The 12,932-nt window shown below is 62.0% G+C and carries 14 protein-coding genes; 9 read left to right on the top strand and 5 right to left on the bottom strand.

What is annotated here, in order from left to right:
• Positions 1-8: 8 nt before the first annotated feature.
• The 3 genes from GO499_RS17275 to GO499_RS17265 are packed head-to-tail and all read right to left on the bottom strand — an operon-like array spanning position 9 to position 1,608.
• Positions 9-593, bottom strand: coding sequence for a MotE family protein (locus GO499_RS17275; protein ID WP_161863351.1), 585 nt, complete (start codon positions 591-593; stop codon positions 9-11).
• On the bottom strand, positions 590-1,108 hold the full coding sequence (locus GO499_RS17270) for a hypothetical protein (protein WP_161863350.1): 519 nt from the start codon (positions 1,106-1,108) through the stop codon (positions 590-592). Before GO499_RS17270 ends, GO499_RS17275 begins: the two co-directional genes overlap by 4 nt.
• Before the next feature lie 11 nt (positions 1,109-1,119).
• On the bottom strand, positions 1,120-1,608 hold the full coding sequence (locus GO499_RS17265) for a flagellar basal body-associated FliL family protein (RefSeq protein ID WP_161863349.1): 489 nt from the start codon (positions 1,606-1,608) through the stop codon (positions 1,120-1,122).
• 141 nt (positions 1,609-1,749) lie between these two features.
• Here GO499_RS17265 and fliF point away from each other — a divergent pair, with 141 nt between their 5' ends.
• The 9 genes from fliF (at position 1,750) to GO499_RS17220 (ending at position 11,725) form a co-directional block, all read left to right on the top strand.
• Positions 1,750-3,333 carry a flagellar basal-body MS-ring/collar protein FliF gene (fliF, locus tag GO499_RS17260; protein ID WP_161863348.1) on the top strand — a complete coding sequence of 528 codons (1,584 nt, stop codon included), beginning with the start codon at positions 1,750-1,752 and terminating at the stop codon, positions 3,331-3,333.
• Entirely contained in the window at positions 3,330-3,941 is a 612-nt protein-coding gene (locus GO499_RS17255; protein WP_161863347.1) for a FliH/SctL family protein, read from the top strand. The genes fliF and GO499_RS17255 overlap by 4 nt, the downstream gene beginning before the upstream one ends.
• A gap of 103 nt (positions 3,942-4,044) precedes the next feature.
• Positions 4,045-4,281, top strand: coding sequence for a FliM/FliN family flagellar motor switch protein (locus GO499_RS17250; protein ID WP_284155002.1), 237 nt, complete (start codon positions 4,045-4,047; stop codon positions 4,279-4,281).
• A 46-nt stretch (positions 4,282-4,327) separates the two neighbouring features.
• Positions 4,328-5,014, top strand: coding sequence for a flagellar type III secretion system pore protein FliP (gene fliP, locus GO499_RS17245; protein WP_161863345.1), 687 nt, complete (start codon positions 4,328-4,330; stop codon positions 5,012-5,014).
• Entirely contained in the window at positions 5,011-6,111 is a 1,101-nt protein-coding gene (locus tag GO499_RS17240) for a flagellar motor switch protein FliG (protein WP_161863344.1), read from the top strand. The genes fliP and GO499_RS17240 overlap by 4 nt, the downstream gene beginning before the upstream one ends.
• Before the next feature lie 158 nt (positions 6,112-6,269).
• Positions 6,270-7,835: a Y-family DNA polymerase gene (locus GO499_RS17235; protein ID WP_348520786.1), complete on the top strand. Its 1,566-nt coding sequence runs from the start codon at positions 6,270-6,272 to the stop codon at positions 7,833-7,835.
• A 210-nt stretch (positions 7,836-8,045) separates the two neighbouring features.
• On the top strand, positions 8,046-8,297 hold the full coding sequence (locus GO499_RS17230; protein WP_161863343.1) for a hypothetical protein: 252 nt from the start codon (positions 8,046-8,048) through the stop codon (positions 8,295-8,297).
• 137 nt (positions 8,298-8,434) lie between these two features.
• Complete coding sequence (locus GO499_RS17225; protein ID WP_161863342.1) at positions 8,435-11,332, top strand: error-prone DNA polymerase; 2,898 nt, start codon at positions 8,435-8,437, stop codon at positions 11,330-11,332.
• A 60-nt stretch (positions 11,333-11,392) separates the two neighbouring features.
• The gene (locus GO499_RS17220; protein ID WP_161863341.1) at positions 11,393-11,725 is read left to right on the top strand and encodes a transporter; all 333 of its coding nucleotides are present in this window, start codon (positions 11,393-11,395) and stop codon (positions 11,723-11,725) included.
• A 6-nt stretch (positions 11,726-11,731) separates the two neighbouring features.
• Here GO499_RS17220 and GO499_RS17215 read toward each other — a convergent pair whose 3' ends face one another.
• Both GO499_RS17215 and GO499_RS17210 read right to left on the bottom strand, forming a co-directional pair.
• A complete protein-coding gene (locus GO499_RS17215) occupies positions 11,732-12,010 on the bottom strand; it encodes an I78 family peptidase inhibitor (RefSeq protein WP_161863340.1) in 279 nt (92 codons plus the stop codon).
• A 58-nt stretch (positions 12,011-12,068) separates the two neighbouring features.
• Positions 12,069-12,920, bottom strand: a complete 852-nt coding sequence (locus GO499_RS17210) for a DMT family transporter (protein WP_284154796.1) — start codon at positions 12,918-12,920, stop codon at positions 12,069-12,071.
• Between the last annotated feature and the right edge of the window lie 12 nt (positions 12,921-12,932).

The following is a 12,932-nucleotide window of genomic DNA, read 5'->3' as shown; positions in this document are numbered from 1 at the left end:
ACGTTGCCTCATTCAGTAGGCGCATTCATGTTGCGGGACGCCATGAGGACACTGACAGTATAGGCCGGACCGGTATCCATGGCCGTCAGTATGTCCGCAGCGGCCTCCGGTGCCATGCGGATGAGAAAGCCCGCTGCGAAGGTCGGGTCCATCGTGTTGAACACTTCGGCCGCCTTCTTCGGTTTCATGTTCTGGTAGACAGCGGTGAGTTGCTGAATGTCCTTTTCCGCAGCGTCGTCAGCGAGTGCGAGGGTGGCGGCGAGGCGTTCCTCCGCGTCGATCAGGGCCTGACGGCGCTTTTCGAACTCCTCCTCGGCGATGCGCAGCAGCGCCAGCCTTTCCTCCAGCCGCTTTTCCCTATCTCGCAACTGGCCGTCCCGCTCCTGTATCGCGGTGAGAAGTTCGTCTCGCGTTGTGTCCGGCGTCGGTGCTGCGCTTTCTGCCTGCGCCAGTTGCGTCTGGCCGAGTTGCTGACCAAAGGCCACACCGGCGATGGAAAGGCGAAGCAGGCCGGAAACAGCAAAACAGGCGACAATGATCGTCAGCGTATGTGTGCGTGGCGGCGTGCGCAGGACAATGCGGCGGTGTGTCATGTCGCCGAGGCCTGTGCGAGGCCGCGCAGGCGGGCGATGAGTGCCGATTTGATCTCGGTTCCACCCGCCGTCGCCCGCTTTTCCTGCGTGTCGGTCTCGATGCCAGCCGACGGTCCGTTGTCCCACACCGAATCAGCCGGAGCAATGCGCGGGTCCGGTACTTTCGAAGTTCGGAGACGTTCGGGCTTCGCCGGTGTTTGCGGGGTCGCCGCAGGCCGTCGGTGTGGCCTCTCGCGGTGTTCCGGCAAGGCCGCGAGCATCATGTCCAAACGCGCGGCCGCGGCCTCGGCTCTTTCGGTCAGAGTGCGCATCTCCCGAGATTGTGTGGCGGCGGATGACTTGGCGGAGGCGAGCGACTTGCGGGTTTCGTCGACCTGCGCAGACAAGCCGGCGATGGCGTTGCCCAACCCCTTGTCCAGATCCTTCAGCGCCGACAGACGGCGCGAAAGGACGTAGCAGTACAAGGCCGCGGTTCCTGCAGCGGCAATCAGCAATCCATCGGCAATAAGTTCCATGTTCAGGCCTCCTAGTTGAGAATGAATTCGGTGATCAACAGGTCGCGCACCTGCCCTTCCCCCAGAACGATCTGGATACGACGCAGCATCTGTGCCCGCAGGAGCGGAAGGGCACCCGGATCCTCCAGTTCAGATTCCTCTACGGCGCGAAGGAAGGTGTTCAGCACATCCTGTATCCGGGGAATCATGCTGACGACATTTTCCGTGTAGTCCGACTCAACTTCCAGCTGTGCGGTGAATTTGAGAGACCCGGCGCGGGCTCTGGGGCCAAGACTGACGATGATCGGCTCCAACGGAACGAACTCGTGATCGGTCTCCATGACCACCACATGCGAATCCGCTCCGCCGCCGAGCAAACCGTCAAGTAGGCCTGCATAGCTGGCACCGAACCCGATCCCCCCCGCTACGACAGCGCCCACGAGCGCGACGACAAGGCCCTTCAGCCCAGATTTTGGTGGTTGTTCCTGCGCTTCTGCGTCCGGATCGGTGATCTCTGCCATCGGATAACCAACTCATGAAATTCTTTCGATGACAGCGTTTTAACCACAGCAGGGCTAACCAATTCTTAAGCCTGACAGCGCATTCATCACGTCGACAAACACCGGCGCCAGAAGGGCTCGGTGAATGACAAGAGGCTTGCAGTGACTCAGATTTTGTCCAACTGGGATGCGCTCGACGGGCGCCGGAAACTGGTGATCGTCCTTTCCGTTGCCGCCGCGATTCTGGCCATGGTCGGCATCGGCCGCATCGCGAGTCAGCCAGACATGGCGCTGCTCTATGGCGGTCTCGATCCGGCCAGCGCCGGTGAGGTGATTGCCGCGCTCGAACAGCAGGGCACAATGTACGAAGTGCGGGGAAACGCGATTTTTACGCCCAGCACGGATCGGGACCAGACACGACTAACGCTGGCGGGACAAGGCCTGCCGACGGCCGGAGGCGTCGGCTATGAACTGCTCGATTCAATGACCGGATTCGGCACGACGAGCCAGATGTTCGATGCCGCGTACTGGCGTGCGAAGGAAGGCGAACTGGCTCGGACAATCCTAGCCTCACGCGAGATCCGGGCCGCACGCGTTCACATCGCAAATCCGCAGAATCAGCCTTTCAGCCGGAAGGAGGAACCATCCGCTTCCATCACCGTGACCATGGCGCGCGGTCAGCTTTCCGGCCAACAGGCGGAAGCAATCCGCCACCTGGTTTCCGCCGCCGTTTCCGGCCTTCCGCCCCGCTCAGTCGCCGTGATCGACAGCGAGGCGGGCGTGATCCTCGGGGCGGGGGAGTCGGAGGTTGCAGGGCTCGCCGCGCAAAATGCCACAATGGCACGTGCGGAAACGATGAAGTCGAATATCGAACGGTTGTTGGCGGCGCGCGTCGGACCCGGGCGAGCGGTGGTTGAGGTGAACATTGACGCCGACATGGACAGTGAGACCATTTCAGAGAGGATCGTGGACCCGACAAGCCGGGTGACCGTTAGCAGCGATACCGAGGAGAAATCCGACAGTTCCAGCGGCTCCGGCAGCGGAGGTGTGACCGTCGCCAGCAACCTGCCGGACGGCGACACGGACGCAACTGGTGGCAGTTCCAACTCCAGTTCAGCGCTGACCCGCGAACGGCTCAATTTCGAAGTGAGCGAAACACGCAGGGAGAGAGTGACGTTGCCGGGCCAGATCCGCAAGATCAGCGTTGCTGTCATCGTCGACGGAATATCTGAAACGGCGGCAGACGGTAGCAAAACCTGGAAACCGCGCCCGGAGGAGGAACTGACCGCCCTGCGCGCACTGGTGGAGAGCGCCGTCGGCTTCGATCCGGCGCGTGGCGACGTGGTGACACTCGAAACTCTCAAATTCCCCGAAACAGGCGGAGAGGGCACGCTGATGAGCGACGGTTCCGGCGGATTTCTATCGGGCGACATGATCCGGCTGTTGCAGACCGCGGTGCTGGGCTTGGTTGCAATCATCCTCGGCCTATTCGTGGTGCGGCCGCTGCTGTCGAAGGCCCCGGAGATGAGCGAACCGGAACTGGCAGGACAACAGGTGGAGATCCTCGCGGAAGGGGCTGACGTCACTGCCGATATCGAAATGGCGGCGAACGAAGAGATCGAGGACGCTGAGCGAAGCAAACTGAAGAACCTGCGCAATGTGATCTCGGATCGCAGCGAGGAATCGGCAGCGGTTCTGCGCCGGTGGATAGAAGCTCCTGAAAACACAAGGCAGAGCACATCATGAGTCGCGTTCAGCTGGAAGTTTTCTCACCCGGTTCCGAGGCGGCGATGGCCAAACGGGAAAATCTCGCCCAGAAGGTGGCCGAGGCGTATCGGGAGGGACAGGCCCGCGGTTTCGCGCAGGGGGCAGAGCAATCCGCGCGAGAACATGCGGAAGCACAGGATCAGTTGCGCCTGCAGTTCATCGAAGCGCTCAGGGATGCGCAGTTGCAACAGGTCGCCGCGCAACAACATGTGCTGCAGAGTGTGTTTCCATTGATCGAAACATTTCTGAAAACGCTGGCACCGCATCTGGCCGAGGCCGGTCTGCTGCACGAGGTCGAAAGCAGGCTGCGCGACGTGCTGGCAAGCCGACCGGACCTAGAACCCGTGATCACCTGCGCGCCGGAACTGGAAAGCGGGATCCGTACAACGCTGACTGGCATGAGCGGAGAATTTACCCTGCGGCCCGACCCGCGGCTGACTCCGTTGGAGGCCCGGCTTGCCTGGGACGACGGCTTCGATCGGATCGACTTCACGTCATGCCTCGAAGCCATCACCCTGCAGATCGACGAATTCAGGTCGGTGACGGCGGAAACCCCCACGAAAGAGGAGCAATTGGATGTCGGATGAAGCCGAACCATCGGATCTCACACCCATCGACGAGGCTTTGACAGCCCGGGAAGGAGAATTGACCGAAACCGGCGGCGGCCTTTCTAGACGTCAGGCCGCGTTCATGGGCGTGCCGATCGACGTGATGATTTCCGTCGGGCGCGCAAAACCCCTTGTCAGCGAACTTGTCCAGCTTCGCCGCGATAGCGTGCTGACACTGGACAGCCGGATAGACGACCCTGTGGAACTCTATATCGGAGAACGGCTGATCGCACGCGGGGAACTGCAGGAGATGGACGACGGTTCCGGGCAGTTGGGTGTTCGGCTGACGGAAGTTGCCGACCTTTCCAACGGAGTCTGACATCTCCTTCCGGGGGATCATATGGGCGCTGGCCTTAGTCGCACTGATGGCACCTGACGCCAGCTTTGCGCAGGAGGTTTCCGTCTCCTTCGGCGACGGCGGCTCCCTTACCTTGCGGACTGTGCAGATATTCGTGTTGCTCACTCTGCTGAGCCTGGCGCCCGGCCTCGCCATCATGATCACCTGCTTTCCTTTCATGGTAACGGTTCTTTCAATCCTGCGACAGGCGATCGGCGTGCAGCAGGCCCCTCCCAACATGATGATCGTCAGCCTGGCGATGTTTCTTACGTATTTCGTGATGGAACCGGTCTTTCGTGAGGCCTGGACGGCTGGGGTGCAGCCCATGCTGGATGGTGAGATGGAGCCGGAAACCGCGTTCACGGCAACGCTCGAGCCATTCCGTGTGTTCATGGAAGGTCGCGTCGATCCGGATACTTATGCCATGTTGAGCGAAATGGCCCCGGAACGCGGCGGCGAAGGTGAGGCTGCGCCGCTCTCCGTGCTTGTACCGTCTTTCCTGCTGTCGGAAATTCAGCGTGGGTTTGAGGTGGGATTTCTGGTTTTTTTACCATTCCTGATTATCGACCTGGTGATAGCGGCAATCCTGATGTCGATGGGGATGATGATGGTTCCTCCCGCCGTGGTTGCCCTGCCTTTCAAACTCGCCTTCTTCGTGCTCGCTGATGGGTGGACACTGCTGGCGGGAGCAATGGTTCGGAGTTACGGGGCATGAACCTGGAAACGGATGGAACGGGCTTGCCTCAGGTGGCCGACAGCGGGGACTCTGCCCAACAGTGGGAGGCGGCGAAAACCAACCTGTCCCGCAACTCCGTTGACATGTCCCCGCTGCACAAGGCCGCGATTATCCTGACGGCGATCGGCCCGGAAATGGCCGGGGACTTCCTGAAGGATCTCAACGAGACGACGTTGACCCGTATGGCTATGGCAATATCGCAGCTCGACCGGATTCCGGAAGAAGAACTTGACGCGGTGATCGCGGAGTTCCTGCTCTCCATCGGTACGGACGAGGAAATTCTCGGCGGTATCAACACCGCCCGGACGCTGCTTTCCCAAGTGCTGGACGACAACGCGGTCGAGAAAATCATGTTTGACGTGGAGGGCGGCGATTCCCGTGCTGCCTGGAAGAAACTGAACGAATGCACCCCGGCGCAGCTTGCTGGATTCATAGGGGCAGAGCATCCACAAACGGCCGCTGTCGTCCTCTCCGAGTTGCGGCCGGACAAGGCTGCTCGGGTGATAGAGCGACTGGACAGCGAGTTTGCACAGCTTTCGATCTTCCGTCTTTCGCGGGTTCCCGCGCTGGATACGGATGTCGCCGAGATGGTGGAACGCGTGATCACGCGCGACTTCCTTTCCGCGATCCAGAGCACGAAACGCTCCCGCAAGCCGTCGGACGTTATCGCCGGGTTGCTCAACAACCTCACTTCAGACACGCGCGAGAAATTCCTCAGCCAGTTGGAGGAGCATAACGGCGCCCTTGCCGCGGAGGTGGTGCGCACGATGTTCACCTTTGCCGATATTCGCCATCGGGTGGAAGCCCGCGACGTGGCGACGCTGCCGAAGGAGATCGACGAACCGTTGCTTCTGCAGGCCCTGAAATTCGCTCAGCAGACCAAAAACACCTCGGCGGAGTTCATTCTGGAGAATATCTCCAAGCGTCTGTCCGAGCGTCTGGGCGAGGAATTGGAGGCGATGCCGGAGGTCTCCCAGAGGGATGGTGAGTCGGCCCAGCAGGATGTCGTCCGCCAGATTCAGGAGATGGCCAAGGTCGGAAAGATCACCCTTATCGAAGAGGAAACCGGCGACTGAACCCGGTGGCTTTGGGACTCGACTCCGCACGTTCACGGAGTATTTTAGAACAAAAAGTGAACACATGAGTCCCGAGGTCCAATATTTCCCAGCGCCGTGCCCTTTCACTCTGGTTTCCACGCCTTGCCGCAGACATCGCCCTGCGGCGGGAGCCGGAGTTGGCGGAAACCGTCTTTGCTGTAACAGAAGACCGGATGGGCCGGCAGGTGCTGACCAGCCTTTCGGCAATGGCGAGCGAAGCGGGGCTGACGGCCGGAATGGGCGTCACGGATGCGCGGGCGATGTGCCCCGACCTGGTGACACGCGGTGCGGATGTGGCAAGGCAGGCCGGTTTCCTTACCGCGCTGTGCCGCTGGGCCGGACGATTTTCCCCCTGGGTCGCCATCGACGGCGAAGCGGCACTGCTGGTGGATCTGACAGGCTGTGCACATCTCTTCGGCGGCGAGGCGGCGCTGGCCGAAGAGCTTTGTCTCGACTGCGCCGATTTCGGGCTTTCCGTACAGATCGGCATTGCCAACACCCGGGGCGCAGCCTGGGCGGCGGCACGCTACACGGCTGGCGGCGGCCAGAGCCTGCGCAGTGGAGATGCAATAGACCAGGAGGCGCGGGCCACGCGTTCCCGCGCGGTGAAACGGCGGCGGGCGGCAGTACCGGAGCCGCAGCAGCAGTCGGTGCGGATCGTTCCGCCGAACGGCACGCGCCGGGCGCTGGGGCCGCTGCCCGTCGCCGCGTTGCGCCTGGATGCAGAAACCACGGCGGGCCTTGCCCGTCTCGGTCTGCGGCGGGTAGAGGATCTGGCCGGCCTACCGCGAGCGGCTCTGGCCCGCCGCTTCGGCATAGAGGTGATGCGCCGGCTGGATCAGGCCTTCGGTGCGGAGCCAGAGCCGATCTCGCCCCAAGGTCCGCCGTTGCATTTCGCCACCCGGATCAGCCTGCCGGAGCCGATCGGGCTGGAGGCGGATATCCTTGCGGGACTGGAGCGGTTGCTGCCGCCGCTGACCGCACGGCTGGAAGCGGCCGGGCGCGGGGCGCGGCGGCTGCGGCTCAGCGCCACACGCACGGATCACAGCAGCCAGACGGTAGAGGTGGGACTGGCCAGCGCCACCCATGACGCGGAGCGTATCCGTCCCCTGCTTGCTTTGCAGGCCGGCCGGATCGAGGCCGGTTTCGGGATCGAGCGGTTGCGCCTGCAAGCGCATGTGACAGAGCCGCTGGCCGCCATTCAGCACATGGGCCACATGGAAGCGACAGGCGCGGCCCGCAGCCGTCAGGACATGCCGGAGGATACTGCCCTTCACGCGCTGATGGACAGGATCGGTGCGCGTCTGGGCACCGAGGCTATGACTCGATTGCACCCGGCGGACAGCCACATCCCGGAGAAGGCCGGCACGGTGATGGCCGCGGCCTTCTCTCCGCCCGCACCCGACTGGCCCCTGCCCGCGAGCCCGCGGCCGCTGCGTCTGTTCACACCTGAACCGCTGACGGGCGGCGACAATCACACGCCACCCCGCCGTTTTCGCTGGCGGCGGCGGGCATTCGAACTGGCCAATGCCGCCGGGCCGGAGCGGATTGCACCGGAATGGTGGCTGGACGATCCCGCCTGGCGCAGCGGGGTACGTGATTATTGGCGGATTGAGACGGTGGACGGAACGCGGCTGTGGATTTTCCGGACGCCGGACAAACAGGCGTGGCAAAACTGGTACATTCAGGGCACGTTCAATTAGTTGCCATTTTCTGTCACCTTAAGAACAATATCTTGGTTGATGTCTGTTAACCAAACAGAAAGCTTTTAGCTGCAAGAATGTAATGTACGTATTAGGATAAAACTCGAACAAAACTTGATACGTACTCATTGTTGGCCTGTCTCCCGGATGTTCGCGGGAAAGCGCACAGGCAACGTGTAACGATTGAGACTTGTAACGAAGGACACAACAATGGTTTCCCTCCAGAAAAAAATCTGCCGGATGGCAGTGCTGGCGTTCTCTCTCACATTCTTCTCTACGGCAGTCGCCGCGGACGTTGTCACAGTCTCCGTAACGAACAGCCCGGTCGTATTCGTCGGCCGGGTCGTGGAAGAGGATGCGACGAAGATTGTCATCGAAACCCGCTTCGGCAAGGTCTCCCTCGCCAAGGCGGAGGTCGAGTGCAAGGGCTGCTCATCACAGGTCTTCGCGCTCGTCAACTGATCGCGACATGACAAGAGGCCATGGCCGCAATCGCGTCCATGGCCTCTTTGACTCTTTACGAGAGGCTCCATATCATGGAACAAATCATGAACTTTTGAGTCGCCCCACAGCGGGTCGAGCCAACACGGCAGGCGCTCATGGCCTTTGCGGAACTTGCGGTCACCACCAACTTCACCTTCCTCACCGGCGGCAGCCACGCGGAGGAATATGCGTTGCGGGCAGCACTCTTCGGTCTGCCCGCCATAGCAGTGACGGATCGCAATTCCGTCTCCGGCATCGTCCGGGCCCATGTGAAACTGCGCGAGATTGCCCGCGCCATTGAGGCACGGCAGGCAGGCGATGCGCAAACGCTCTCCACCCTCGGCCTCGACCTCCCCCATGGCACCGTCGCCCCCCGGCTGTTGCCCGGCGCGCGTGTCTGCCTCACGTCCGGCACGGAAGTGACGGTACTGCCACGTGACAGGGCCGCATGGGGACGGCTGTGTCAGCTTCTCACTCTCGGGCGGCGAAGGGCGGCAAAGGGAGAGTGCGAGTTGCACATGGACGACCTGCTGGACCATGGTGCCGGGCAGGAACTGCTGCTGCACCCGCCAAGGTCGCTGCCCGCCGATGCCGCCGCGGGCTCGTGGCTGCAGGAGGCACGGCAGTTGTCGCGGCGCTACGAGACCCAGTGCACCCTTTTGGCCAGCCCCAGGTATGATGGTCTCGATGATGCGCGCTTCCACGTCTGCCGCCGACTTGCCAAAAGCCTTCGCGTTCCTCTTGCCCTCACTGCAGCACCCGTCATGCACCACGGGGCGCGGCGGCGGCTTGTCGATGTACTCACTTGCATCCGCGAGGGGCGGCGCATCGACACGCTTGGCCGTCAGGCCCAGGCCAATGCGGAGCAGAGGCTGCGCTCGGAGGACGAAATGGTTCATCTTTTCCCCGGCTACGCGGAGGCGATTGCAGAAACGGGGCGCATCGCCGGACGATGTCGCTTCTCGCTGGAGGAATTACGCTACGAATATCCTTCCGAGGTGACGGAGGGCGAGGCCCCGCAGGCACGGCTGGAACGCCTGACGCACGAGGGCCTGCGTTGGCGCTACCCGGAGGGTGCGCCTGAAAAGGTGCGCAAACAGGCCGGACATGAACTCGCTCTCATCGGCCGGCTGGCCTACGCCCCCTATTTCCTGACGGTGGAGGATACCGTTCGCTTCGCCCGTTCCCGCGGCATTCTCTGTCAGGGCCGCGGCTCGGCGGCCAACTCCGTCGTCTGCTTCGCTCTCGGCATCACTTCCGTCAGTCCGGAGATCGGCACCATGGTGTTCGAGAGGTTTGTCTCCGAGGCCCGCGACGAGCCGCCGGACATCGACGTCGACTTCGAGCATGAGCGCCGCGAGGAAGTGATCCAGTATATCTATCAGCGTTACGGGCGTCACCGGGCCGGGCTCTGCGCCACGGTGATTCACTATCGCGGCAAGCGCGCGATCCGGGAGGTTGGCCACGCGATGGGCCTGTCGGAGGACACGATCGCCGCCATGTCCTCGCAGCTCTGGGGCTGGGGCGGCGGCGGCATCACCGAGGAGCGCCTGCGCGAAATCGGGCTCGACCCTGGTGACAGACGTCTGCAGCAGACCATCGCGCTGGTTGAGGAGATCCGCGGCTTCCCCCGTCACCTGTCGCAGCACGTCGGCGGTTTCATCATGACGGAGGGGCGGCTAGATGCGCTGGTGCCGATCGAGAACGCGGCGATGGAGGACCGCACCGTCATCTGTTGGGACAAGGACGATATCGACGCGCTCGGCATCCTCAAGGTCGACGTGCTGGCGCTCGGCATGCTCACCTGTATCCGCAAGGCCTTCGAGTTGCTGGAGGCGCATCACGGCCTGGACTACACCCTCGCCACGCTGCCGGCGGAGGATCCGAAGGTGTACGACATGCTCTGTGTTGCCGATTCAATCGGTGTCTTCCAGGTGGAAAGCCGGGCGCAGATGAACTTCCTGCCCCGGATGCGCCCGCGCAATTTCTACGATCTGGTGATCGAGGTCGCCATCATCCGTCCCGGCCCCATTCAGGGCGACATGGTCCATCCCTATATTCGCAGACGCAGGGGAGAGGAGAAGGTGGACTTTCCGTCCGACGCGCTCGGCGATGTGCTGGGCAAAACCCTGGGAGTGCCGCTGTTCCAGGAGCAGGCGATGCAGATTGCCATCATCGGCGCGGGTTTCTCTCCGGAGGAGGCGGACAGGCTGCGGCGTGCGCTGGCCACCTTCAAGAAAAACGGTACCATTCATCTGTTCCGGGAACGATTTCTGGAGGGCATGGCCCGCAACGGTCATCCGGCCGATTTCGCGGAACGATGTTTCAATCAGATCGAGGGTTTCGGCGAATACGGCTTTCCCGAGAGCCACGCAGCCAGTTTCGCGTTGCTGGTCTATGCCTCCGCATGGATCAAGCGTCACCACCCCGGTATCTTCGCCTGCGCCTTGCTCAATTCCCAGCCTATGGGTTTCTACTCCCCCGCCCAGATCGTGCGCGATGCCCGCCAGCACGGGGTGGAGGTGCGGCCCATCGACATCAATGCCAGCTACTGGAACAATGTGATGGAGCCGGACGGGCGCGGTGGGCTGGCGCTGCGGCTGGGCTTCCGCCAGATCAAGTCGATGCGCGAGGACGAGGCGATCTGGATCACTTCCGCCCGTGGCAACGGCTACCGCGCGGTGGAGGATGTATGGCGACGTGCCGGTACGCCGGCGCGGGTGCTGACCATTCTGGCGGAAGCCGATGTCTTCGCCAGTCTCGGCCACAACCGGCGCGAGGCACAGTGGCAGACGCAGGCGCTGCGCAGTGCCGAACCTCTACCACTGTTCGCGCAGGACATCGATGGCGAGGGCATCGTCGAGCCACCCGTAAGCCTGCCTCGGATGAGTGAGGGAGAGGAGGTCGTCGAGGATTACTCCGCCATGCGCATGACATTGCGCGCGCACCCCATGGCACTGTTACGCCAGTATCTCACCCCCGGCTGGCGGGCGGAGGACACGCAGGAAATGTAGCAAACGGCACAGCGCGGACTGCAAGGCTTCGGCAGGATAGCATTCAAAAGGGAGAATGAAATGTCCGTCGCACCCGCATTGGCCATGATCGGCATTGTCGTCGTCACCATCATCGGTGACTGGTTCCTGAAACTCGCGTCCATGCAGCCGGGCGCGCAAGGCGGCGCTCAACTCGCCGGCGGCATGATGATGTACATGCTTTCCGGCATCGGCTTCTTCTTTGCCATGCGCCACATGACACTCGCCTCGGTCGGCGTGCTCTATGCCGTGCTGACGATATTGTTCATGACATTTCTGGGAGTCGCCGTCTTCGGCGAGAAGCTGACACCGCGGGAAGGCCTCGGCATCGTCTTTGCCATGGCCTCCCTGTTCTGCATGATGCGTTTCGCCTGAACAGGCTCAGCCGCAGTAAACGCGGGTGATCGCTCCGTCTTCATCGAAGACGATATTCATCCGCTCCGGCCGGAAATCCTGAGTGATCACGTCACCGGGATTGATGAAGCGTGTAACTTCGGCGGCAAAGGTCATCGCGGCGAGGTCTTCCACCGTCTTGCCAACAAGCTCCTGAGCCTCCAGCGCTCCGCACTCATTCACAGGTTCGGGGGCTTCAACCTCTTCCGACTTGCTGCAACTCACCATGACCAACGCCGTCAAGACGAAGGGAATGATCCGTCCCATTTTCAGTCTCCTGCTCTCGCTCAATTCGATATTTTTATCGTTTGTTGTCCGGAGTGAATCACGGGCCGCGTTTCAGCGCAAGGGAGCTGAAACCGGAACTCACCAACAGCAGCAATCCTGCAATAGTCAGCAGGTCGGGGATGTCGCCGAACAGCAGGAAGCCGTAGAGCGTGGCCGCCACCAGTTGCAGGTAGACAAAGGGGGCCAGGCGGGTGGCCTGAACCTCCCGATAGGCAAAGAGCAAAAGGAAGTTGGCGAGGGTAGAGGTGAAGGCGCTGATCAGCAGCAACATCGGCAGATATCCCCGCATCGGTGGAATGTCCGAAATACCGAAGGGAATCAGAACAATAGCTGCGACGCCAACTTGCGCAAACAGCAGCGTCATAGCCGGGGCCGCATTGGCAAGCCAGCGGCCGGTGACGAGATACATCCCGTAGCCGACGCCAGCCAGTGCGGCGAAAGCAATGCCCGGCGTCATCCCGAAACCGGGCTTGATGACCAGCAGAACACCAACGAACCCGATGAACAACAAGGCTGTCTGTGCCGGGCGGATCGGCTCTTTCAGGAAGAGGGCAGACAAGAAATAGGAAAGAATCGGCCCGATGAAGAACGCACCGAAGACAGTGGCCAGTCCCTCGGTTCGAGCACCGGTGAGGATAAGCGCAACGGTGCCTCCGATCAGCGCGCCGCGCAGCAGCACCCGCCAGTCCATCAGAGCACGCGGGGCAAAGTTGCGCTGGTTAAGAAACGGCAGAACCAGGATCACCCCGATCGAGAAACGCGACCAGGCGATGAAGAACGGCGCGACGCCGTAGTCCTCCATCATCAGTTTGCCGACCCCGTCCCCCGCCGGAATCAGGCTCATGGAAAGCGCCATCAGGCCGATTGCGCGCCACATAGAAGGCTGCATCAAAGCGCCCTC

The sequence above is a fragment of the Algicella marina genome (assembly GCF_009931615.1).
GTDB lineage: Bacteria > Pseudomonadota > Alphaproteobacteria > Rhodobacterales > Rhodobacteraceae > Algicella > Algicella marina.
The sequence above is the reverse complement of the archived record's forward strand: the minus strand, read 5'-3'. Positions and strand labels throughout refer to the sequence as shown.